Source organism: Bradyrhizobium sp. 179 (assembly GCF_023073535.1).
GTDB lineage: Bacteria > Pseudomonadota > Alphaproteobacteria > Rhizobiales > Xanthobacteraceae > Bradyrhizobium.
Genome location: NZ_JADPJR010000130.1, coordinates 1 through 21,131 on the forward strand (window position 1 = coordinate 1; position 21,131 = coordinate 21,131).

23 protein-coding genes are annotated in these 21,131 nt (G+C 64.2%); 10 read left to right on the forward strand and 13 right to left on the reverse strand.

What is annotated here, in order from left to right; genetic code table 11:
• Positions 1-160: 160 nt before the first annotated feature.
• The 5 genes from IVB12_RS29045 to IVB12_RS29065 form a co-directional block, all read right to left on the reverse strand.
• Entirely contained in the window at positions 161-1,543 is a 1,383-nt protein-coding gene (locus IVB12_RS29045; RefSeq protein ID WP_247304230.1) for an aspartate aminotransferase family protein, read from the reverse strand.
• A gap of 165 nt (positions 1,544-1,708) precedes the next feature.
• Positions 1,709-1,876 (reverse strand): hypothetical protein, encoded by a 168-nt coding sequence (locus IVB12_RS29050; protein ID WP_247304231.1) that lies wholly within the window; start codon positions 1,874-1,876, stop codon positions 1,709-1,711.
• 32 nt (positions 1,877-1,908) lie between these two features.
• A complete protein-coding gene (locus tag IVB12_RS29055; protein WP_247304232.1) occupies positions 1,909-2,472 on the reverse strand; it encodes an isochorismatase family protein in 564 nt (187 codons plus the stop codon).
• A gap of 25 nt (positions 2,473-2,497) precedes the next feature.
• On the reverse strand, positions 2,498-3,118 hold the full coding sequence (locus IVB12_RS29060) for a GNAT family N-acetyltransferase (RefSeq protein WP_247304233.1): 621 nt from the start codon (positions 3,116-3,118) through the stop codon (positions 2,498-2,500).
• Positions 3,105-3,716 (reverse strand): hypothetical protein, encoded by a 612-nt coding sequence (locus tag IVB12_RS29065; RefSeq protein WP_247304234.1) that lies wholly within the window; start codon positions 3,714-3,716, stop codon positions 3,105-3,107. The genes IVB12_RS29060 and IVB12_RS29065 overlap by 14 nt, the downstream gene beginning before the upstream one ends.
• Before the next feature lie 77 nt (positions 3,717-3,793).
• On the opposite strand from IVB12_RS29065, the gene IVB12_RS29070 reads away from it, so the two are divergent.
• A complete protein-coding gene (locus IVB12_RS29070) occupies positions 3,794-4,834 on the forward strand; it encodes a LysR family transcriptional regulator (protein WP_247304235.1) in 1,041 nt (346 codons plus the stop codon).
• Between the two features lie 8 nt (positions 4,835-4,842).
• On the opposite strand, the gene IVB12_RS29075 is transcribed toward IVB12_RS29070, so the two are convergent.
• A complete protein-coding gene (locus tag IVB12_RS29075; protein WP_247304236.1) occupies positions 4,843-6,021 on the reverse strand; it encodes an autotransporter outer membrane beta-barrel domain-containing protein in 1,179 nt (392 codons plus the stop codon).
• A gap of 376 nt (positions 6,022-6,397) precedes the next feature.
• Here IVB12_RS29075 and IVB12_RS29080 point away from each other — a divergent pair, with 376 nt between their 5' ends.
• Positions 6,398-6,604 carry a cold-shock protein gene (locus IVB12_RS29080; RefSeq protein ID WP_008551638.1) on the forward strand — a complete coding sequence of 69 codons (207 nt, stop codon included), beginning with the start codon at positions 6,398-6,400 and terminating at the stop codon, positions 6,602-6,604.
• A 107-nt stretch (positions 6,605-6,711) separates the two neighbouring features.
• Here the strand turns inward: IVB12_RS29080 and purN are convergent, their stop codons facing one another.
• Complete coding sequence (purN, locus tag IVB12_RS29085) at positions 6,712-7,365, reverse strand: phosphoribosylglycinamide formyltransferase (RefSeq protein WP_247304238.1); 654 nt, start codon at positions 7,363-7,365, stop codon at positions 6,712-6,714.
• On the reverse strand, positions 7,365-8,438 hold the full coding sequence (gene purM, locus IVB12_RS29090; protein WP_247304240.1) for a phosphoribosylformylglycinamidine cyclo-ligase: 1,074 nt from the start codon (positions 8,436-8,438) through the stop codon (positions 7,365-7,367). The genes purN and purM overlap by 1 nt, the downstream gene beginning before the upstream one ends.
• Positions 8,439-8,592: 154 nt before the next feature.
• Between purM and IVB12_RS29095 the strand changes: the two genes are divergently transcribed.
• The 4 genes from IVB12_RS29095 to ppx all read left to right on the forward strand — a co-directional run bounded on the left by IVB12_RS29095 (position 8,593) and on the right by ppx (position 13,841).
• Positions 8,593-9,135 carry a CDP-alcohol phosphatidyltransferase family protein gene (locus IVB12_RS29095; RefSeq protein WP_247304242.1) on the forward strand — a complete coding sequence of 181 codons (543 nt, stop codon included), beginning with the start codon at positions 8,593-8,595 and terminating at the stop codon, positions 9,133-9,135.
• 89 nt (positions 9,136-9,224) lie between these two features.
• Positions 9,225-9,902 (forward strand): DnaA/Hda family protein, encoded by a 678-nt coding sequence (locus tag IVB12_RS29100; RefSeq protein ID WP_247304244.1) that lies wholly within the window; start codon positions 9,225-9,227, stop codon positions 9,900-9,902.
• A 228-nt stretch (positions 9,903-10,130) separates the two neighbouring features.
• Positions 10,131-12,323 (forward strand): RNA degradosome polyphosphate kinase, encoded by a 2,193-nt coding sequence (locus IVB12_RS29105; protein ID WP_247304604.1) that lies wholly within the window; start codon positions 10,131-10,133, stop codon positions 12,321-12,323.
• A gap of 15 nt (positions 12,324-12,338) precedes the next feature.
• Positions 12,339-13,841: an exopolyphosphatase gene (ppx, locus tag IVB12_RS29110; protein ID WP_247304246.1), complete on the forward strand. Its 1,503-nt coding sequence runs from the start codon at positions 12,339-12,341 to the stop codon at positions 13,839-13,841.
• A 3-nt stretch (positions 13,842-13,844) separates the two neighbouring features.
• On the opposite strand, the gene IVB12_RS29115 is transcribed toward ppx, so the two are convergent.
• Both IVB12_RS29115 and ndk read right to left on the reverse strand, forming a co-directional pair.
• Positions 13,845-14,705 (reverse strand): TerC family protein, encoded by an 861-nt coding sequence (locus tag IVB12_RS29115; protein WP_247304248.1) that lies wholly within the window; start codon positions 14,703-14,705, stop codon positions 13,845-13,847.
• A gap of 39 nt (positions 14,706-14,744) precedes the next feature.
• On the reverse strand, positions 14,745-15,167 hold the full coding sequence (ndk, locus tag IVB12_RS29120; protein WP_035715388.1) for a nucleoside-diphosphate kinase: 423 nt from the start codon (positions 15,165-15,167) through the stop codon (positions 14,745-14,747).
• A gap of 313 nt (positions 15,168-15,480) precedes the next feature.
• Here ndk and IVB12_RS29125 point away from each other — a divergent pair, with 313 nt between their 5' ends.
• From IVB12_RS29125 to IVB12_RS29135, 3 genes are all read left to right on the forward strand, one after another.
• Positions 15,481-15,738 (forward strand): sulfur globule protein precursor, encoded by a 258-nt coding sequence (locus IVB12_RS29125; protein WP_247304250.1) that lies wholly within the window; start codon positions 15,481-15,483, stop codon positions 15,736-15,738.
• Positions 15,739-15,970: 232 nt separating this feature from the next.
• On the forward strand, positions 15,971-16,144 hold the full coding sequence (locus IVB12_RS29130; RefSeq protein ID WP_247304251.1) for a hypothetical protein: 174 nt from the start codon (positions 15,971-15,973) through the stop codon (positions 16,142-16,144).
• A 107-nt stretch (positions 16,145-16,251) separates the two neighbouring features.
• Positions 16,252-18,111, forward strand: a complete 1,860-nt coding sequence (locus tag IVB12_RS29135) for an ABC-F family ATP-binding cassette domain-containing protein (RefSeq protein WP_247304252.1) — start codon at positions 16,252-16,254, stop codon at positions 18,109-18,111.
• 147 nt (positions 18,112-18,258) lie between these two features.
• Here the strand turns inward: IVB12_RS29135 and IVB12_RS29140 are convergent, their stop codons facing one another.
• Together IVB12_RS29140 and IVB12_RS29145 are read right to left on the reverse strand one after the other, a co-directional pair.
• Positions 18,259-19,224: a tripartite tricarboxylate transporter substrate-binding protein gene (locus tag IVB12_RS29140; RefSeq protein WP_247304253.1), complete on the reverse strand. Its 966-nt coding sequence runs from the start codon at positions 19,222-19,224 to the stop codon at positions 18,259-18,261.
• Between the two features lie 134 nt (positions 19,225-19,358).
• Positions 19,359-19,829, reverse strand: a complete 471-nt coding sequence (locus IVB12_RS29145) for a MarR family winged helix-turn-helix transcriptional regulator (RefSeq protein WP_247281686.1) — start codon at positions 19,827-19,829, stop codon at positions 19,359-19,361.
• Positions 19,830-19,926: 97 nt separating this feature from the next.
• Here IVB12_RS29145 and IVB12_RS29150 point away from each other — a divergent pair, with 97 nt between their 5' ends.
• Complete coding sequence (locus IVB12_RS29150; protein ID WP_247304254.1) at positions 19,927-20,295, forward strand: antibiotic biosynthesis monooxygenase family protein; 369 nt, start codon at positions 19,927-19,929, stop codon at positions 20,293-20,295.
• A gap of 233 nt (positions 20,296-20,528) precedes the next feature.
• Here the strand turns inward: IVB12_RS29150 and IVB12_RS29155 are convergent, their stop codons facing one another.
• The gene (locus IVB12_RS29155; protein ID WP_247304606.1) at positions 20,529-21,020 is read right to left on the reverse strand and encodes a hypothetical protein; all 492 of its coding nucleotides are present in this window, start codon (positions 21,018-21,020) and stop codon (positions 20,529-20,531) included.
• Positions 21,021-21,131 lie beyond the last annotated feature (111 nt).

Consider the following 21,131-nt stretch of genomic DNA (forward strand, 5'->3'; position numbering starts at 1 on the left):
AAAGATCCCACGGTCGGGACGAAGAGCTGGCCTGCAATCGAACAAAGAGCTGATCATAAATCTTGACACACCAAACCCCCATGTGAGCAATCCAGAATCCTTCCTTGGAGGCAGCCTGATTGCTTCGTCGCTTCGCTCCTCGCGATGATGAGGAGAGATTTTACGCCGGCGTCAGCTTCGCAACTTCCCCCTTCATGTCCTCCAGCACACCCGAGATCGCCGCGGTCAGTTCGTCGATTTGGGCCCTGGTGGCGATCAGCGGCGGGCAGATGGCGATGGCATCGAGCATGTTGCGGGAGATAACGCCGCGCTCCTGCAGCATGCGGCTGGCGATGCCGCCGACGGCGCCGGGCGTAGCGGCTGCGGTCTTGCGCTCCTTGTCGAGCACGAGCTCGAGGGCGGCAATCATGCCGACGCCGCGGACCTCGCCGACCAGCGGACCGCTGGCGAGCTCGCGCAGCTTGCCTTGCATGTAGCCGCCGAGTTCGGCAGCATGCGCGACCAGGCCGCGCTCCTCGATGATCTTCAAATTCTCAAGCGCAATCGCCGAGCCGACGGGATGACCGCCCGCGGTGAAGCCGTGGCCGAGCACGCCGATCTTGTTGCTCTCGTCGGCGATCGGCTCGAACATGCGGTCGTTCAGCAGGATCGCCGACAGCGGGAAATAGCTCGACGTGATCTGCTTGGACACCACGATCGCATCGGGCTTGATGCCGTAGGTCTCGCAGCCGAACATCTTGCCGGTGCGCCCAAATCCGCAGATCACCTCGTCGGCGACCAGCAGGATGTCGTACTTCTTCAAGACCTTCTGGATCTTGTCCCAATAGGTCGCCGGCGGAACGATGACGCCGCCCGCACCCATCACCGGCTCGCCGAAGAAAGCCGCGATCGTATCCGGGCCCTCCTTCTGGATCAGCGCGTCCAGTTCCTCGGCCCGGCGCGTCGCGAACGCCTCCTCGCTCTCGCCGGGTGCGCCGTCCTTGTAGAAATGCGGCGAGCCCGTGTGCAGGATGTTCGGCAGCGGCAGGTCGAACGAGCGGTGATTGTTCGGCAGGCCCGTGAGGCTGGCCGAGGCGATGGTGACGCCGTGATAGGCGCGCAGGCGGCTGATCACCTTCTTGCGCTGCGGCTGGCCCAGCGCGTTGGAGCGGTAGGCGATCAGCTTCAGCACCGTGTCGTTGGCTTCCGAGCCGGAATTGGTGAAGAACACCTTGCTCATCGGCACCGGCGCGAGCGCGACCAGCTTCTCGGCGAGATCGATCGAGGGCCCGTGCGATTTGGCCGAGAAAGTGTGATAGAACGGCAGCGCCTGCATCTGCTTGTGCGCGGCGTCGACCAGACGCTTCTCATTGAAGCCCAGCCCGACGCTCCACAGGCCGGCCATCGCCTCGAAATAGCGATTGCCCGCGGCATCGAACACGTAGGGACCCTCGCCGCGCTCGATCACGAGAGGACCGGCCTGCTGATGGGTGCGCGCGTTGGTGTAGGGATGGAGCTGGTAGGCCACATCCCGGGCCTCTTGCGAATTCGGCAGCATGGACATTTGCAGGGATCCCTAAAGTCGTGACGTCGCCAGCACAGCCAGCATCATCACTTGATGATCAAGTTACTTGGCTATTTCGATGAGACAAAGCTTGCAACGCCAATCCGTCGGCAGCAAGCGCTCAGCAGCGTTGCACAAAGCCGCATATCGGGATTGGGCGGCTTTTTAGGCCGCGTCGTCGTCATCCCCGTCTTCAGCGGTGGCGGCCTCCCTCACCTCGACGAGCGCCATCGAGAGCAGATAGACCGTCGTGGGCAAGCCGACGCGGCGCGCCGTCTCGACGGCACGCGACAAATCGCTTGCCAGCTCCTTGAGGTGTTCTCCCCGGGACAATGTCTCAACCCCACCCCGCCGATCGCGGCCGCCTACACCGCAACGGCGCCGCTGGTTCTGATCAGTTCGGCGCTGGAATGGATTTTAGCAAAATTCCCGATGACATTCACTACGGCACGCTTGTAGGCGGCGGCATCACCCGTGCCGGGCTGCCGGCAGGCCACGGCGTCAGTGATCACCTCGTAGCGATGGCTGCGGTGAAACCCGTCCACGGCGGTGGCCAGGATGGTCTCGTCCAGGGAAAATCCGGCCAGCACGCAGCGCACATTGTGGATATTGGACATAAAGTCCACAAACCGCGACGAGCTGTAGGCGGACGGCAGCGGATGCTCGAACATCATTTCTCCCGGACGCGGCTTTGCCTCCGCGATCCAATCGGTCAGCCTCGATGCCGGATTGAACCAGGCCGCCTGCGCGATGCGCTTCAAATGCATCACCGGCCAGAGATTGCTGCGCCACAGCGTCAGCAGTTCCAGGCAGCGTGCGGTGGCGGCATCGCCGCCGAGGATGACGTGGCGGCGCCCAGGGGTCAGATATTCGACCTGCAGGTCCGCGCAGACCAGGATCGGCGGATCATCGTGGATGGAAACCGGCATTGTCTTGCGCGCAGTTGCACCTAGCTCAGTGATCGGCGGCCGCGAGGTGCCGCAGCGGCGAGGTCACCGCCCGCCCCGCCGAGGCATCGAGCACGCCCGGCCGGTCCCAATCGCCTTCGGGCCGGATGATCACATAGGGATCGCTGTCCAGCGTGATGGCGTTCGGGCCCGGCTCGATCTCCAGCAGCATCTCGGTGTAGGAGAAATCGGAGAAGGTGATCTTGCGATTGTGGCCGAGCGGCTTGGCGCCGAAATGGGCCCAGAAATCCACCAGGCGGTCCTGCGCCTGGCCGTAAATCTTGCGGAAGCCCTTGCGCTTCACATAGTCGACGCTCGCCTGCACCAGCTTGAACGAGACGCGCGAGCGCCGGTACTGGTGACGCACCGCAAGCCGCTCCACCTTGGCGAAATCGCCGAAGAAGCGCACCCGCAGGCAGCCCGCGGGCTCACTACCGACGAAGCCGATGAAATGCGCGGCGACCATGTCGTTGCCGTCGAACTCCTCCTCGAACGGACAATTCTGCTCGGCGAGATAGACTGCGGAACGGATCGCGGTGACCAGCATGAGATCGCTGGGATCGCGCGCAAGGCGAATGGTAACGGCGCGGGAATCGGGCTTGGAGAGAGGAGTTCTAGTACCGTGCATCTGCAAAACTCCTTGCTTGGATGATCGCACCGGGCATGCGCATCGGCCGGCGATGCCAGGGGCGCTCGTAGCACCAGAGGTCGGGTTGGAAGCTCGGAACGGGGGCAAAGCCGGTCGCTCTCATGATGTCGCGTCCGGCCACGGTTGACGGCTGCGCATAGCAATCGGCGCCGCGAAACCTTAGCTGTCGCAGATGAGCCGCGGCCTTGCCGAGACCGGCGATGCCGCGCCCCGTCGCCGCGATCGCCCAGATGTAGATGGCCGCAACGTCGTCCTTCGCTGAAGCGAGATGGCGCGTCTCCGGTGCAGTCAGGCAGATCTCGTCGAGCAGCAGCGCATCGTGCCCGCGATCATTGAGGAACAGGAAGGCCATGCCGCCGAGCAGACGTCCTTTCCGGCTGAAAGTCAGGATGCTCTGAGGATCGAACGTGAGATATTTCGAAAGCTCCGCCGCCTCGATCCGCACGCCCGGCACCAGCCGATGCGCCATCTCCGAAAGCGCCGCGATTTCGGAAGATTGCGCACAACGGACATCGACGTCCGGACTCAGCGGCAGCGCATCGAAATCATGCCGTGCGTCAAACGAGCCCCTTTCCATACCGATATCGCCTCTCTATCGTTTGCCGCTTTCGTACCCCGCTATGAGGACGAGCTTAGCGGTTGGGGACCAAGAGTATGCAGCAGTTATTGCACCGGGGTGCTGCGATGATGCAGCACCGTGAAGAAGCCCTGGGCGCGTCCTGGGACGATTTGAAGCTGTTTTTAGCGTGCGCAAAATATAAAAGTTTTCGCAATGCAGCCGAAGAGCTCGGGCTCACCTCCACCACCTTGATGCGCAGGATCGACCGGCTCGAAGAGAGCATCGGCTGCAAGCTGTTCCTGCGCGACCAGAGCGGGCTCACGCTCAGCGATGAAGGCACCGCGATGATCGCCGACGTCGCGCATATGGAGCGTCACGCCTTCAACGTCTTCCGTCGCGCCTCGCGTTCGTCGAACGACACTGCCGGTACCGTGCGCGTCGCGGTGACGGAGGGGCCCGGCAATTTCTGGATTCTGCCGCGGCTGATCGATTTCCAGAAGACTTATCGCAAGATCACCGTCGATCTGCGCTGCGCGATGGAGCAGGCCGACGTCGCCCGCCTGGAATCCGACATCGCGATCCAGCTCGAGCCACCGACCAATCCGGATCTGATCGTCGCCAAGCTGGGCCGGCTGCACATCTATCCGTTCGTCTCCAAGGAGTACGAGAGCCTCTACGGCGTCCCGGCAACGCTCGCCGAACTCAAGAACCACCGCATCATCAAGCAGAGCGCGCCGCAAGTCGACGACGGCGCCTATGCCCGCGTGCTCGGGCTGACGTCGCTGGAGGGCATCGTCGGCATCAAGATCAACTCCTCGGTCGGCGCGCTCTATGCCGTCGAACGCGGCGCCGGCATCGGCTTCCTGCCGACGGTTTCGATCGCGCTTGGTGCGCCGCTCGTCGCCGTCGATCTCGGCGTCAGCCACCACGCCGATCTCTGGCTCACCTATCACAAGGAGTTCCGCACCTCCGAGCGGCACAAGATTGTGGTCGACTGGCTGAAGAAGATCTTCGATCCCAGGACCTATCCCTGCTTCCGCGACGAGTTCATCCATCCGAACGCGCTGGTGCCGATGATGACGGCCGCGCGCGACGGATTTGGGCTGACCGGCTATGTTGCGACAACACCCGCATAAACTTCAGCTCACCATTTGTATTCGAAGCCGACCGTGCCCTGGTGCGACGTGAGCTCGTTGCGGAGCTTGCCGTCGTAATTGACGTAGAGCCGCGCGACGCTGGTCAGGCTGAGCGAGGCCGAGGCGCCGGCATCCATGCCGTAGCGACTCTCGCCGATGCCGGGGACGACGATGCTCTGGGTGCCCAGGCTGACCTGGATCGATCCGAGGTCCTGGTGGAAATTGTCGACGAACTTGCCGTGGGCGGACAGGTCCAGGATCTTCTGGTCGATGACGAAATAGCGGCCGATCTCGGCCCCGATCATGATACGCGCACGCGACAGCGCTGTTGCGCCGACGTTGATCGGATCGAGGCCGCCGGCCTCCTGGAACGCCGCGCTGGTGGCACGCACATATTCGACCGCGCCCTTCGGCACGATGCGCATCTGGTCCTTGGTCCAGTAATAGCTGATCTCGGTCAGCGCGCCGTCGACCGCGGCGCTGTAGCCCGCCCGCGCAAGCCCAAGGCCGGTATCACGGCTGGAACGGACCTTGCCAAAGCCGTGCACCACCGCAAAGGCCCAGGTCCAGGGCCCCTTGTCGACGGAGCCATTGAAGCCGATTTGGGTGAGGTCGAGTGTCGCGGACTGGAGCGCCAGGGGCACGTCGATGTCGGTGTGGCTCTGGTCGACCGAAAAGCCGATACTGACACCCGGCGCGAGACGTGCGCCGATGCCGGCGACGCCGCCAAAGGTCTTGCGCTTGTCGCCGACGAAGTCTCCTTGCGCATCGGTGCGGACCGAGATGCCGTAGCCCTCGAACCAGGTGCGGTAGCGCGGATCTTCGGTGCTCGCCGATGCGCCGCCGCCGCCGGGATTGGTTCGCAACGCCCGGTTGAAGCCGCTCGATGCCTGGTTGCCGAGGCGCTCCAGGAAACCTGAGCCGAGATTGAGCGTGCTGTTGCCGGCCGACTGGTCATAATTGGCCGAGGTCGGCATCGGGACCGGGGTCGGCGACGGCGTGGGTGTCGGGGTCGGCGTCGGCGTTGGCGTGGGACTTTGCGCGAGGACGGGCGTAGCCGCCGACATCGTCACGATGAGCGCAAACGCCATAAGTGTGAAGGTCGTGGCGACCGCTGCCGCGAGCCGGCGGACACGGTTCAGCCCGATCGTCTGCCGTGTCCCTGGTGGCTGCGCAGTGCAGCGCATGACGACAAAACCCGAAGCAAATGGCGGCGCGCAAAAATGCAACATGAGCGGCACACCCATGAGCTGATTTGCGCCGAACTGTTACGGAGGGTCAACCAGCTGACGCCTCCAGATAAGGGGGATTGCTCCTGATTGTGGTTCCCCGGCCACAGGTCGAAATTGGGCCCGGGCACGTCCGGGGCGATCTTGAAATTCGTGCTCTGCTTGCTAACGCACGGTTTTCATGTTGCAATATTGGCCACAACGGAATTGGCCGCTGGCTGTGCGTTTCGCGACATTGAGACTCAAGACTCGACAGACTTTCGGAAGGCCGTTTGTGGCGTGGCACGCGAAAAAGCGGCCGCGTCTTTTTTCTATCTAGTGGAGGAGACTAGCGATGCCACAAAAGGGCACCGTCAAATGGTTCAACCCGACCAAGGGCTATGGGTTCATCAAGCCGAACGGCGGCGACAAGGACGTGTTCGTCCACATCTCCGCCGTCGAGCGCGCCGGACTCTCGACCCTCAACGAGAACCAGGTGGTTGAATACGACCTCGTGGAGAACCGCGGCAAATCATCCGCGGAGAACCTCAAGGTCTCCTGATGCCTCTCACGACACGCGAGAGATCATGACGTTGCCCCCGGCTCTGCCGGGGGATTTTGTTTGGGACACGTAATCGAACGGGTAGCGGGTGAGCCCGGGACCGTCTTTTACCCCACCACAGGCGCAATCAGAAAATTCTCCGACGCCGCGCTGCCCACCGTCCTGCACACATCACCCTCGATCCGGACCTTGCCGGTCGCGAGCAGCCGCAGCGCCTCGGGATAAATGCGGTGCTCGATTTCGAGGATGCGCTCGGACAGCGTATCCACCGTGTCGTGATCGCTGACCGGGACGGCGCCCTGCATCACGATCGGGCCTGCGTCGGTCTCTGGAATGACAAAGTGCACCGTCGCACCGGATAGCTTGACGCCGGCACGCAGGGCCTGGCCGTGCGGATCGAGACCGGGGAAGGACGGCAGCAGCGACGGATGGATGTTGAGCATCCGCCCGTACCAGGCCTTGGTGAAATCCGCCGTGAACAGGCGCATGAAGCCGCCCAGGCAAATCAGCTCGATGCCGTGCCGGTCGAGCGCGGCTTGCAATACTTTCTCGAAGCCGGCGCGATCCTTGCCGAACGGCTTGCTCTCGATCACCTCGGTCGTCACGCCGCTCGCCCTGGCCCGTTCCAGCCCCGGCGCACCGGTCTTGTTCGAGATCACCAGCGAAATCTCCGCCGGAAAATCCGCCGAGCTTGCTGCCTTGATCAGCGCGGCCATGTTGGAGCCGCGGCCGGAGATCAGGATGGCGACGCGGCGCTTCATCACAGCGCCAGGTCGAGATGGCCGTTATAGACGACGCGGTGCTCGCCCTCGGCGGGAATCACGGTGCCGAGCTGCGCCACGGTTTCGCCGGCATCGGTGAAGACCTCGACCACCTGGTCGACCTTGTCGGGCTCGACGATCGCGATCATGCCGATGCCGCAATTGAAGGTGCGCAGCATTTCGAGCTCGGTGATGCCAGCCTGCGCGGCCAGCCATTTGAACACCGGCAGCACCGGCAGGCGTGCGAGGTCAATGCCGACGCCGAGGTTCTTCGGCAGCACGCGCGGAATGTTGTCGGTGAAACCGCCGCCGGTGATGTGGGCTAGCCCCTTCACCGCGCCGGTCTCGCGGATCGCACGCAGGCAGGATTTGACGTAGAGCCGCGTTGGCGTCAGCAGCGCGCCGCCGAGCGTCATGACCGGCGCAAACGGCGCCTGCGCCTGAAAGCCGAGACCGGATTGTTCCACGATCTTGCGCACCAGCGAGAAGCCGTTGGAATGCACGCCCGACGACGCGAGCCCGATCACGGCGTCGCCTGCCGCGATGTCCGGGCGCGGCAGGAGCGTACCGCGTTCGGCGGCGCCGACTGCAAAGCCGCCGAGGTCGTAATCGCCGTCTTTGTAGAGGCCGGGCATCTCGGCCGTTTCGCCGCCGATCAAGGCGCAGCCGGATTCGCGGCAGCCCTCCGCAACACCCGCGACGATCGCGGCGGTGGCCTCCGGATCGAGCTTGCCGCAGGCGAAATAGTCCAGGAAGAACAGCGGCTCGGCGCCCTGGACCACGAGGTCGTTGACGCTCATTGCGACAAGATCGATCCCGATGCCGCCATGCAGCCCGGTCTCGATCGCGATTTTGACCTTGGTGCCGACGCCATCGGTGGCGGCGACCAGGACGGGGTCCTTGAAACCGGCCGCCTTGAGATCGAACAGGCCGCCGAAACCGCCGATCTCGGCGTCGGCGCCGGGCCGCGCGGTGGCGCGCACCATCGGCTTGATCAGGTCGACGAGACGGTTGCCCGCGTCGATATCGACGCCTGAATCGGCGTAAGTGAGGCCGTTTTTGCGGTCGGTCATGCCCGATTTCCAGTGGGTTTGCGGCTGGTTACGTCGAATTCCGGGGACACGCAATGGCAAGCGTAGCGCCCCGCGCTATAGTATGTAGATATCAACCGGTTCAGCCTCCCTAGGGGCCGGATCCGAGGTCAGGCCGGGTGCCGGGAAGCGCCGCGTGAGTATTCCGAATATCATTACCCTGGGCCGCATCATGCTGGTCCCGATCATCGTCTGGGCCATCGTGTCGAGCCAAATGGAGGTGGCGTTCGCGGTCTTCCTGATCGCCGGTATCAGCGATGCCGTGGACGGTTTCCTGGCCAAGCGGTTCAACATGGCGAGTGAGCTCGGCGCCCTGCTCGATCCGCTCGCGGACAAGGCGCTGCTGGTCTCGATCTACATGGCGCTCGGCATCTGGGGGGCGATTCCGCGCTGGATCGTCATCCTGGTGGTCTCGCGCGACATCATGATCGTCACCGCCGTGATCGTATCCTGGCTGTTCGACCGGCCGGTCGAGATGAAGCCATCAAAGGTGTCCAAGCTCAATACTGTGGCACAAGTGGCATTCGCGGCGCTGGTGCTGGCGGCGCTTGCCTTCGGCTTCAAGCCGGCACCCTATGACATGATCCTGATGGGCCTCGTCGCGGTATTCACGCTCTCCTCGGTGTCGCTCTATCTCGTCGAGTGGCTGCGGCACATGAGCACGATTGAGGCCAAATGAGTGGATGTGGCCCCGCAAAAGGCCAACTCCCGCTCGAAAGTCGAATCTTTTCAGACGAGGCCGGGACGCCGGCACGGAGCAAGGCAAGCGTGGCAGGCCGCGTTCATCCCCGACAATTGGCGTTTTCGCTGCCGCATGCGGAAAGCCTCAGCCGGGACAATTTCCTTGAGGGTCCCGCCAACGCGGTCGGTCTAGGCCTGATCGACGCCTGGCCGGAATGGCCGAACCGGATCATGTGGTTGACCGGCCCCGAAGGCAGCGGCAAGAGCCATCTCGCCGCGATCTGGGCCGAGGTATCAGGCGCCCGCTCGACCACGGCCGATGCGCTGACCGCCGCCGCGGTCCCGGGCGCGCTCGCGACCGGAGCGCTGGTGGTCGAAGATCTCAAGGCAAAAGAGTTTGACGAGCGCGCCCTCTTCCACCTGATGAATCTCGCCCGCGAGGATGGCGCCTACGTCCTCTTCACCGGGCGCGAGGTACCCGCATCGCTCGAGATCGAGCTTCGCGACCTGCGCTCGCGTCTGCGCGCCGTGCCGGTGGTCGCGTTGCTGTCGCCGGACGACCAGCTTTTCCGCGGCCTGATCGTCAAATTCTGCGCTGACCGCCAGCTCACGGTGGATGAGAGCGTCGTCAGCTACCTCGCGACCCGGCTGGAGCGATCCTCGGCCGCCGCCCGGCGGGCGGTAGAATTGCTCGACAGCGAGGCCCTGCGGCTTGGCCGCCCCGTCACCCGGGCGCTGGCGGCTGAGCTGCTTCGGGACGTCTGACCCGTCCGCCGGCACCAGCCGCTTGACGCGGTGGAACGGCGGAACATCAATGTCATCGAGATGAATACGCCGGTAGCGTTACAACCCGACGATGGCCAAATCATCCTTTTGGACCGCTGGCGAGTTAGGTTATCGGCAACGTCATCGAAACGTCATCGCTCTAACACATGCTCCCGCCGATTTTGCGCGTAAGTCGCAATTGGGGTGAACTGGATGGATCGACTTCTCATGGACTCTGCGCAAGCTGTTGAAATCAAAGAAAAAGCCCCGGAAACGGAGAGCCTGCCGGCGATCGCTTCGAGCCCCGAACGGTTCATCAACCGCGAGCTGTCCTGGCTGCATTTCAACCGCCGCGTCTTGGAGGAATCGGTCAATCCCAGCCATCCCATGCTGGAGCGGGTGCGATTCCTGTCGATCTCGGCAAACAATCTCGACGAGTTCTTCATGGTCCGCGTCGCCGGCATCAAGGCCCAGGTACGCGAGGGCATTGCCGAGCGCAGCCCAGACGGTCTGACCCCGTCGGAGCAGCTTGCGTTGATCAATCGCACCGTCTCCCAACTTGCCTCCGACCAGCAGGCGATCTGGCGCGACCTGCGCGGCACGCTCGCCGAGGTCGGCATCGTCCTGGTCGACGGCAAGGACGTCACCAAGCCGGAACGGAGCTGGATCGAGGACTACTTCCTCAACAACGTGTTCCCGCTGCTGACGCCGCTCGCAATCGATCCGGCCCACCCCTTCCCGTTCATTCCGAGCCTCGGCTTCACCATCGCGCTCCAGCTCACGCGCGCTGCCGACGGCAAGCAGATGAACGCCCTGATCCGCATGCCCGGCAAGATCGACCGCTTCATCCGCCTGCCGGCCGAAGGCAAGGCCGTCCGGCTGATTTCGCTGGAACAGGCAACCGCCCTGTTCATCAATCGTCTCTTCCCCGGCTACAATCTGCACGGCCAGGGCGCTTTCCGCATCATCCGCGACTCCGAGCTCGAAATCGAGGAAGAGGCCGAAGACCTGGTCCGCCTGTTCGAGACTGCGCTGAAGCGGCGGCGGCGCGGGTCGGTGATCCGTCTCGAGATCGACGCCAAGATGCCGGAGCAGCTGCGCAGCTTCGTGCAGCATGCGCTGTCGACGGCTGACGACGAGGTGTTTCTGGTCGACGGCGTGCTCGCCATGAACGAGCTTTCGCAGCTCACTCGTCTCGACCGTCCCGACCTCGAATTCACCCCTTACGTGCCTCGCCATCCCGAGCGGGTGCGCGAGCATGCCGGCGACGTCTTCGCTGCGATCCGGCAGAAGGATCTCATCGTCCATCACCCCTACGAGTCCTTCGACGTGGTGGTGCAGTTTCTGCAGCAGGCCGCGCGCGACCCAGATGTAGTCGCGATCAAGCAGACGCTCTACCGCACCTCCAACAACTCGCCGATCGTGCGCGCGCTCGCCGAAGCCGCCGAGGCCGGCAAGTCGGTCACGGCGCTGATCGAGCTGAAGGCGCGCTTCGACGAAGAGGCCAACATCCGCTGGGCGCGCGACCTCGAGCGCGCCGGCGTGCAGGTCGTCTACGGCTTTCTCGAACTGAAGACGCACGCAAAGCTCTCGATGGTGGTGCGCCGCGAGGGCGGCAGCCTCACGACTTACGTGCATACCGGCACCGGCAATTATCACTCGGTGACCGCGCGCATCTACACCGACCTCTCCTACTTCACATCGGACCCGACCATCGGCCGCGACGCGGCTCGCGTGTTCAATTTCATCACGGGCTATGCCGCGCCGAGCGATCTGGAGAAGATGGCGGTGTCGCCATTGACCTTGCGCAAGCGCATCATCGAGCACATCCAGGGCGAGACCGCGCATGCACGGCACGGCCGGCACGGCGCGGTCTGGATGAAGATGAACGCGCTGGTCGACCCCGACATCATCGACGCGCTCTACGAGGCCTCGCAGGCCGGCGTCCAGGTCGAGCTCGTCGTGCGCGGCATCTGCTGTCTCAGGCCCGGAATTCCCGGTCTGTCGGAGAACATCCGCGTCAAGTCGATCATCGGACGTTTCCTGGAACACGGCCGAATCTACTGCTTCGGCATGGGCCAAGGCCTGCCGAGCGCAAAAGCGGCTGTGTATATCTCCTCGGCCGACATGATGCCGCGCAACCTCGACCGCCGCGTCGAGGTGCTGTGTCCGCTGCAAAATCCCACGGTGCATCAGCAGGTTCTCGAACAGATCATGGTCGCGAACCTGAAGGACAATGAGCAGAGCTGGCAATTGTTGCCGGACGGGTCCTCAACGCGTATGAAAGCCGCGAAGGGCGACGAGCCTTTCAACGTCCACAACTACTTCATGACGAATCCGAGTCTGTCTGGCCGTGGAAAGTCGCTCAAGGAATCCTCGCCGCGCCGTCTCACGCGGCGCAATGAACGTCATCAATCCTGATCCCGGATTCTCAACGTGAAGCAGCCGCGCAAGCGCGGCTCGAGCGTCGCGGTCATCGACATCGGTTCGAACTCGGTCCGCCTCGTCGTCTATGAGGCGCTGGCGCGCAGCCTCATTCCGATCTTCAACGAGAAGACGCTGTGCGGCCTCGGGCGCGAGGTGCAGAGCACGGGCCTGCTCGCGCCCGACGCCGTCGACAAGGCGCTGACCTCGCTGAAGCGGTTCCGCGCCCTGTGCCGCGTGATGCAGGTCGGACACGTGTTCGCGATTGCGACGGCCGCCTGCCGCGACGCCTCCAACGGTCCCGACTTCATCGCGAAGGCCGAGCGCATCTGCGCCGTGAAGATCGAGATCCTGTCGGGCCCGCGCGAAGCGCGGCTGTCGGCGCTCGGCGTGATCTCCGGCGTCCATCATCCCGACGGCATCGTCGGCGATCTCGGCGGCGGCTCGCTCGAGCTGATCGACGTGCGCAGGAACAGCGTGCGCAGCGGCGTGACGCTGCCGCTCGGTGGCCTCGCGCTCCAGGACCTCGCACACAAATCGCTCAAGCGCGCCGACCGCATCGTGCGCGAGGCGCTCGACGAGGTGCCGCAGCTCGCCGCGGGCCGCGGCCGCACTTTCTACGCGGTCGGCGGCACCTGGCGTGCGCTCGCGCGTATCCACATCATCCAGAGCGGCTATTCGCTCCAGGTGATGCACGGCTATTCGATTTCGGCGGCCGAGGCGCTCGACTTCTCGCGGCGTCTGCGCCGGCTTGCGGCCGCCGACATGCTGGCCGATATCGAGGTCGTTGCTGATGCACGCCGCCCCCTCCTCACCTATGCCGCCCTTGTGCTCGAGCACATCATCCGCGTGGCGAAGCCGAAAACCATCGTGTTCTCGACCTTCGGCGTGCGCGAGGGTTTGTTGCACGAGAAGCTCTCGGATTCCGAACGCAACAAGGACGGGCTGATCTGCGCCGCAGAGGAGCTCAACCAGCTGCTGTCGCGCTCGGCGAAGCATGCCCGCGAGCTGATCGCCTGGACCGACCGCCTTGCGCGCGTCGTGAAGCTGCGAGAGACCGAAGAGGACCGCCGCCTGCGCCACACCGCGTGCCTGCTCTCCGACATCGGCTGGCGCGTGCACCCCGATCATCGCGGCGAGCAGACGCTGAGCCTCGTCGTTAATGGCAATTTCGGCGCGATCACCCATACCGAACGCGCCTTCGTCGGCTTGTCGGTGTTCTATCGCTATGCGGGCCTGAGCGAGGAGAACCAGCCGCCGGCTACCATGCAGGGCCTGCTGACGCCGGCGCAGCTCGAGCGCGCCCGCCTCCTGGGAGCAGCGTTCCGCGTCGCGCACCTGATTTCGGCGGCGCGGCCGGGCGTGCTACCCGCCACGCATTTCCGCAGCCAGAGCCGCAAGCTGATGCTGGTGTTCGAACACCGCCTCGGCGACCTCGTCGCCGACCGCGTCGGCAGCCGCTTCCGCCAGCTCGCCCGCCTGATTGGCCGCGCCGGCTCGATCGTCCGGCGCTAAAAACTATTCGACCGAGGCCTTGGCGTGGCGCTCCGAGGATTCGAGCGCGGCCGCGCCCAGGCTGCGCCGGCGCCAGATGGTGCCGACGACCAGCACGACGACGACGCCGAGAAGCGCGCAGAGATATTCGCCGCCTCCGCCGCCATGGGTGAATTGCGGCGGGATGCGAAGTGCGCCGAGCATGCTGTCCAGCGAGGCGCCGAGCGGGCCATCGAACAGCGTGTGCAGCTTCGGCGCGACGCCAGGATCGGTCGCGATCACTTCTCCTGAGATCCAGCCGAGCAGCGCAGCACCAGCCCAGACCAGGACCGGCAGCTTTGCGAGCAGCGCCATGATCAGCGCTGCACCGGCGACAATCAGCGGCACGCTGATGGCGAGGCCGAGGATCAGCAGCGGCACGCTGCCATTGGCCGCGGCAGCGACCGCAATAACGTTGTCGAGGCTCATGATGATGTCGGCGACCACGACGATCTGAATGGCCTGCAACAGATGCGAGGCCGACTCGACGTCATCCTCGTCCTCGTTTTCCGGCACCAGGAGCTTTGCCGCGATCACGATCAGCGCAAGGCCGCCGACGAGCTTGAGATACGGCAGCACCATCAGCGTCGCGACGATGCCAGTGAAGATGATCCGCAGCAACACCGCTGCGCCGGCACCGAAGATCATGCCCCACAGCCGATGCCGCGGGTTGAGGCCGCGGCAAGCGAGCGCGATCACCAGCGCGTTGTCGCCGGAGAGCAGGATATTGATCCAGATGATCTTGCCAACCGCGATCCAGAAAGTCGGCGCAGCCATCTCGTTGCGGAACTGGGTGAAGAATGCCCCGATCGTAGCGGGATCGAAGATCTGCCAGAGCCAGTCCACAATGAGTCCTTTCGCCCGTCTAACCTATCGGCTGATGGATCAGCCGACGATCTCGTTGCCCGAGAAGAACTGCGCGATCTCGATCGCTGCCGTCTCCGGCGCATCCGAGCCGTGCACCGAATTCTCGCCGATCGACTTGGCGTAGAGCTTGCGGACGGTGCCCTCGGCAGCCTTGGCCGGATCGGTCGCGCCCATCACCTCGCGGTATTTGGCGATCGCGCCCTCGCCTTCCAGCACCTGCACCACGACCGGGCCCGAGGTCATGAAGTCGACGAGCTCGCCGAAGAACGGGCGCGCCTTGTGCACGGCATAGAAGGTCTCGGCCTGCTCCTTGGTCATGCGGATGCGCTTCTGTGCGACGATGCGCAGGCCCGCCTTCTCGATCACGGCGTTGACCGCGCCGGTCAGGTTACGCTCGGTCGCGTCGGGCTTGATGATCGAGAAAGTGCGTTCGATGGCCATAAATCTTGTCCTCGGGGAGAATGCGGGGGTTCGCAGTTGCGGGGCTTATATCGGCGCCGTTGCCGGACGGCAAGCGACCGGCGAAACAGCCGCACAGGCGCTTCGCCGCAGGACTCGCAACCCGCGATTCAACATGGATTACAACGATTTCACCCAGATGAACCGAATCTGAAACCCGCATCAGGTTTCGGTTCAGCTTCGCGGGCGTAAGGTCGGGTCTATCGAAACCGAAGCCTGACATTGAGGCAGAGCGTTTCGGCGGCGTTTCCATCGGCGCGATAGCCCCGCGCCGGCAATTGTTGAGGAGATCACCATGTTGAGGAAACTTTCGCTTGCCGCCGTCGCCGCGGTCGCGCTCGGTGCCGCGCTGGCGCCGACCTCCGCTTCCGCCCACTGGCATGGCGGCTGGCACGGCGGAGGCTGGCACGGCGGCGGCTGGCACCGCGGCTGGGGCGGACCGCGCTTCTATGTCGGCGGTCCCGTCTTCTACGGTTATGGCGGCTGCTACGTGCGCCGGCTAGTCCCGACCCCCTGGGGACCCCGCTGGCGGCTGATCAACCGCTGCTACTGAGCCCGACAGCACCTTCCGCAAGCACCTTCCTGAACAAAGGGGTTACCTACGCCCCCAAGGTAACCCTTCAGGAGAGGCCCCGGCGTCCGCGCCGGGGCCTTTTATTTGGGCGGACATGACTGCCATAATACAATTTTGACGAGAATCCCGGGGATTCCCCGCGGGCAGCGAAACCATTTTGGGGGCAATGACTTGGTACCGTGTCCTTACTCTGAGAATACGGAACCGCGCGATGGCTGGCCTTCTTGCCAATGACAGCGAACAGATCGATCGGCGCACCAGCCGCTCGATTCGCGATGCCGTGGGCGAACGGCTTCAGCAGAGTCTGCGCCCCGATCCCCGCCTCCCGACGCACCTCGAGAAGTTGCTCAACGAATTGAGGCAGCGCGAGCGCGAATCGCACTGACGGGAGCATGATCGGAAAAGTGTGAAGCGGTTTTCCGAAAATCACGCTCGAACGACAAGATTGGAAAAACGGGTTGCGTTCGACGCGCCCTGCGGTGACAAGGCCGCATGCTGTCCATCACCGATCTCTCCGTCCGCCTCGCCGGACGCCTTCTGATTGACCAGAGTTCCGTGCAGATCACGCCCGGGTCCCGCGTCGGCCTGGTCGGGCGCAACGGCACCGGCAAGTCGACCCTGTTTAAGGTGATCCGCGGCGAACTCGCGGCCGAGCACGGCTCGGTGACGCTGCCGCCGCGCTGGCGCGTCGGCAGCCTGGCGCAGGAGGCGCCGAACGGCCCCGAGAGCCTGATCTCGGTCGTGCTCAGGGCCGATCTCGAACGCGACGCGCTGCTCGCCGAGGCTGAGCGCGCGACCGATCCGCACCGGATCGCCGAGATCCAGACCCGCCTCGTCGACATCGACGCGCATTCGGCGCCGAGCCGTGCAGCCGCGATCCTCTCCGGCCTCGGCTTCTCCGCCGCCGATCAGCTGCGCCCCTGCGCCGAGTTCTCCGGCGGCTGGCGCATGCGCGTCGCGCTCGCCGCGACGCTGTTCGCGGCGCCCGACCTGTTGCTGCTCGACGAGCCCACCAACTATCTCGATCTCGAAGGCACGCTGTGGTTGGAGGATCACCTCGCGCATTATCCGCGAACGGTGATCGTGATCAGCCACGACCGCGACCTCCTGGACAGCTCGGTCGACCAGATCCTGCATCTGGAGCGCGGCAAGCTCACGCTCTACAAGGGCACCTATTCCTCGTTCGAGGAGCAGCGCGCCGCGCGCGAATTGCTCGATGCCAAGCAGGTCAAGCGCCAGGAGGCCGAACGGGCACGGCTGCAAGCCTTCGTCGACCGCTTTAAGGCCAAGGCCTCCAAGGCGCGGCAGGCGCAGTCCCGCGTCAAGATGCTGGAGCGGCTGAAGCCGATCACGGCGCTGGTCACCGAGGACGTGCGCGAGATCAGCTTTCCGGCGCCGGAGAAGATCCTATCCCCGCCGATCATCGCCGTCGACAACGTCTCGGTCGGCTACGATCCGGAAACGCCTGTGCTGAGCCGCGTCACCTTACGCATCGACAATGACGACCGCATCGCGCTGCTCGGCGCCAACGGCAATGGCAAGTCGACGCTGGTCAAGCTGCTCGCCGGACGGCTCGCTCCGTTCTCTGGCAGAGTGACCCGCGCGGACAAGCTGTCGATCGCCTATTTCGCCCAGCACCAGCTCGACGAGCTGAACGAGGACGCCTCCGCCTACGACCATGTGCGCAAGCTGATGGGCGATGCGCCGGAAGCCAAGGTGCGCGCCCGCGCCGGCGCGATCGGCTTTTCCGGCAAGGCCGCCGACACCATAGTCGGAAAACTGTCGGGCGGCGAGAAGGCACGGCTGCTGCTGGGGCTAGCGACCTTCTTCGGCCCCAACATGATCATTTTGGACGAGCCGACCAATCATCTCGACATCGACAGCCGCGCCGCGCTCGCGGAGGCGATCAACGAGTTTCCCGGCGCTGTGATCATGGTTTCGCACGACCGCTACCTGATCGAGGCCTGCGCCGAGCGGCTCTGGATCGTCGCCAACCGCACCGTGACCAATTACGACGGCGACCTCGACGAGTACCGCCGCCTGGTGCTGTCCGCGCGCAACGCGGAAGCGCCGCGCGAGCGCAGCGTCGCGAGCGAGAAGCCGCAGCGCGTGAGGTCGGACAATCGCGGCTCGCTGAAGAAGCGCATCGCGGAAGCCGAAGCCGAGATCGCCCGCGTGAGCGAGATCATCAGCAAGATCGACACTGCGCTGGCGCTGCCCGACATCTTCACCCGCGACCCCAAGCAGGCTGCGCAACTGTCGAAGGCTCGCGCGAACGCGGCCGACGCATTGGCGCGCGCGGAGGAGCAATGGCTCGAGGCGAGCACGCAATATAATGAGGCGGCGGGGTAACGCCGAAAGGCCCCCTCATCAAAATAGTGAAAACAACCCCATGCACAGTACCGGTATGTAAATACCCGGAAATGAGCCATTGCACTGGATGGTCTTTTGCCGCGCGGTTGGCGCCGCCCGGCGGCGGCACCATTGTGCTGGGATGACTCAGTCGGCGTATTGGCCGGCTGCCTTGATGATCGGCGCCCAGCGGTCGATCTCGCTCGTCAGCATCGCACCCAAGGCCTCGGGCGTCGCCTTGTCCTGCGGGACAGGCTCGGTGTTGATGTCGTTGAACCGGGCGATCAGCGTCGGATCCTTGAGCGCCGTCTGGAGCGCCGCCGCCAGCTTTTGAACGATCGCCGGCGGCGTGCCCTTGGGGGCATAGATGCCGTGCCAGACGCCGAGCTCGAAACCTTTGAGGCCGGCCTCGTCGGCCGTCGGCAGATCGGGCAGACTCTTCAGCCGCTCCTTGGTGGTGATCGCATAGGCCTTGACCTGCTTGGCCGTGATCGGTCCGGTGGTGTTCGTCGCCTGGTCGCAGGTGAGATCGATCTGCCTGCCGAGCAGGTCGTTCATGATGGGCCCGTTGCCCTTGTAGGGCACCGTGGTGAGCTGCTTCTGGATCGCCGTCATGAACAGCATGCCGCAGAGATGCGACGCCGCGCCGAGCCCGGCATTGGCGTAGGTCAACTTGTCGCCCTGCTGCTGAGCATAGGCGACCAGGTCCTTGAGCGTGTCGGCCGGGAAATCCGGACGCGCGATGATGGTCATCGGCGCGTTGGTCACAAGTCCGATCGGCGCAAAAGCTGTCTTCGTGTCATAGCTCAAATTGCGGTAGAGCGTCGCGGCGGTCGAGATGCCGACGTGATGGATCAAGAGCGTATACCCGTCCGGCTGGGCGCGCGCGGCGCGGGTCGTGCCGATGGTGCCGCCGGCGCCGGTCGCGTTCTCGACGATGACCTGCTGTCCCAGGGATTTCGTCATGCCTGCCGCGGTCAGGCGCGCGATGGTGTCGGTCGGTCCGCCGGCGGCGAAGGGCACCAGGATGGTGATGGGCCTCGCCGGATAGTCCTGGGCGACCGCCGCGCCGAGCGGCAGAAGCAGAGCCGATATGAAGGCAATGAACCGCATAGTCTCCTCCAAATTCTTGTAGCTCCATATGAGCGTATTCGTGGCGGCAAGACCATCAGGAAAGCAGGTTCAACAGCCATGTCCCGATCACGATGATGACGCACCGCCGACGCGCGTGCCCCGCTCGCCGAGCGTTACGTCTGCTCCTCGGTCTCGCTCTCGAGCTTCTTGCGTAGTGCCGCGACGATGCGATGGACGGTTTGCAGGTCCTTCACCGCAAGCCCTTCCGAAAGGCTGTTGACCCACGGTGCCTGCAAAGCCATCGCGGCATCGAAAGCGCGCCGTCCCTTGTCGGTGAGAACGACAAGCTGCGCTCGGCGGTGATGCGGGTTGGCTTCGAAGGCGACAAGGCCGTCCGCGTGCAGGTCGTTGACGATCCGCTGTACATTTTGGCGGTTGGCGCCCAGATCGCGGGCGAGCCAAGCCACCGGTTGGGGACGCTCCGCCTGCACAATGGCGCCCAGTATCTGCCAACGGGCGCTCGTAAGTCCGAGCCGGGCCACCAGACGGTCACCCGCGGTCAAGAGCAGGCTGTTCAGCCGGAACAAGTCAAGCATGAGCTTGGTCAAGGCATCGCCGGCCGACGTTCGCTGCGATTTCAACATATCGTCACCATAGACCGTATTGACATCATAATGTCAATTTGACATCCTATCCATAGTACCACACTGACATCATACAACCCAGTTGCCGGAGGCCTTCATGTCGCTGCTACGCCCGCTGGACCCTTCTTTTCCGATCGACCGTCAACTCGGCATCGATGCCGGCCCCGTCGTCCTGGTGAATGTCTTCACCCTCGACAAGGCCGATGAGCAAACCTTCCTCGAGGTCTGGCAGGACGATGCGGTCTTCATGAAGCGGCAGCCCGGCTTCATTGCCACTCAGCTTCATCGCGCGATCGGCGAGAGTCCGACCTATCTGAACTACGCTGTCTGGGAATCGACTGCCCACTTCAGGGCTGCGTTCACGCACCCCGAATTCAAATCAAAGATCGGGGCCTATCCCGCGTCGGCAGTCGCTTCTCCGCATCTGTTCCAGAAGGTCGCGGTGGCAGGCGTCTGCACGGCGTAATCCGCCTCGCGAGCATTCGCGGATGGAGCCGGCAATCAGACCGAAAAGGCGATCAACTTCTTCGGCGCATATGTTCAGCCGAGACGGATGGCAAGAGCCAGCAATGGGACTTCAAATTCAACGGCTTCCTGCCGCATTCATCGGAGCGTTCAGATCGAACGCTTAGACACAGAGAGCAACAGCGACCGCAAGCGTCGGCTCTCCGGAAAACAAGTCATGTCACGCGGCTGCGCTTATGCCGACTTCTTCTTCGGCTTCGGCTTGGTGGCCTTCGGCACCGGCTGCGGCTCGGGATTACCCTCGATCGAGGACAAGCGTCCGGCGGTGAACGTATAGATCCCCGCTCGCGGACCGGTCGTCCAGGTCACCACGGCAACGCGGCGGCCGATGGCGTCGTTGGAGAGATTGACCGACGAAGGCGCGCCGATGCCGCGCACCACGTCGCATTCGGTATGGCCAAGCGCGACCGTGCCGCCCGTCGGCGCGGACGCCGTGCTCGATGCATTGGCATCTGCCGGCCCGGGAGGCGGCGCCATGCCGGGACAGGCACCGTCGGCACTGACGAGATCCTCGGCTCCCACCGGTTTATCAGGCGTGAGTGGCGGCGATTCGATCGAGATGTTCTTGATGAAGAGACGGCCGGGCTTCTGGAACCATTCTGCGTCCTTCGACAACAGATCAGTCCCGCCAGAGCAGCCCGCGACCAGCGGTGCTACGGCAGCCAACGCAATCATGAGCGAGCCGGGAAGCTTTTGATGTCGCACGATAAACTAATTCCCCGCGTGAAGGACCAGCCCTAAACGATTGTCCCAACATCCCTTTGCGGCACGAAGGTG

Excerpts from the sequence above, each read along its gene's own strand:
- ndk (WP_035715388.1), bottom strand. The coding sequence starts at position 15,167 with ATGGCCATCGAACGCACTTTCTCGATCATCAAGCCCGACGCGACCGAG.
- purM (WP_247304240.1), bottom strand. The coding sequence starts at position 8,438 with ATGACCGACCGCAAAAACGGCCTCACTTACGCCGATTCAGGCGTCGAT.
- IVB12_RS29065 (WP_247304234.1), bottom strand. The coding sequence starts at position 3,716 with ATGGAAAGGGGCTCGTTTGACGCACGGCATGATTTCGATGCGCTGCCG.
- IVB12_RS29080 (WP_008551638.1), top strand. The coding sequence starts at position 6,398 with ATGCCACAAAAGGGCACCGTCAAATGGTTCAACCCGACCAAGGGCTAT.
- IVB12_RS29055 (WP_247304232.1), bottom strand. The coding sequence starts at position 2,472 with ATGCCGGTTTCCATCCACGATGATCCGCCGATCCTGGTCTGCGCGGAC.
- IVB12_RS29125 (WP_247304250.1), top strand. The coding sequence starts at position 15,481 with ATGTTGAGGAAACTTTCGCTTGCCGCCGTCGCCGCGGTCGCGCTCGGT.
- IVB12_RS29070 (WP_247304235.1), top strand. The coding sequence starts at position 3,794 with ATGCAGCAGTTATTGCACCGGGGTGCTGCGATGATGCAGCACCGTGAA.
- IVB12_RS29075 (WP_247304236.1), bottom strand. The coding sequence starts at position 6,021 with ATGCGCTGCACTGCGCAGCCACCAGGGACACGGCAGACGATCGGGCTG.
- IVB12_RS29060 (WP_247304233.1), bottom strand. The coding sequence starts at position 3,118 with ATGCACGGTACTAGAACTCCTCTCTCCAAGCCCGATTCCCGCGCCGTT.
- IVB12_RS29145 (WP_247281686.1), bottom strand. The coding sequence starts at position 19,829 with ATGTTGAAATCGCAGCGAACGTCGGCCGGCGATGCCTTGACCAAGCTC.
- purN (WP_247304238.1), bottom strand. The coding sequence starts at position 7,365 with ATGAAGCGCCGCGTCGCCATCCTGATCTCCGGCCGCGGCTCCAACATG.
- IVB12_RS29105 (WP_247304604.1), top strand. The coding sequence starts at position 10,131 with ATGGACTCTGCGCAAGCTGTTGAAATCAAAGAAAAAGCCCCGGAAACG.
- IVB12_RS29150 (WP_247304254.1), top strand. The coding sequence starts at position 19,927 with ATGTCGCTGCTACGCCCGCTGGACCCTTCTTTTCCGATCGACCGTCAA.
- IVB12_RS29045 (WP_247304230.1), bottom strand. The coding sequence starts at position 1,543 with ATGTCCATGCTGCCGAATTCGCAAGAGGCCCGGGATGTGGCCTACCAG.
- IVB12_RS29135 (WP_247304252.1), top strand. The coding sequence starts at position 16,252 with ATGCTGTCCATCACCGATCTCTCCGTCCGCCTCGCCGGACGCCTTCTG.
- IVB12_RS29140 (WP_247304253.1), bottom strand. The coding sequence starts at position 19,224 with ATGCGGTTCATTGCCTTCATATCGGCTCTGCTTCTGCCGCTCGGCGCG.
- IVB12_RS29130 (WP_247304251.1), top strand. The coding sequence starts at position 15,971 with ATGGCTGGCCTTCTTGCCAATGACAGCGAACAGATCGATCGGCGCACC.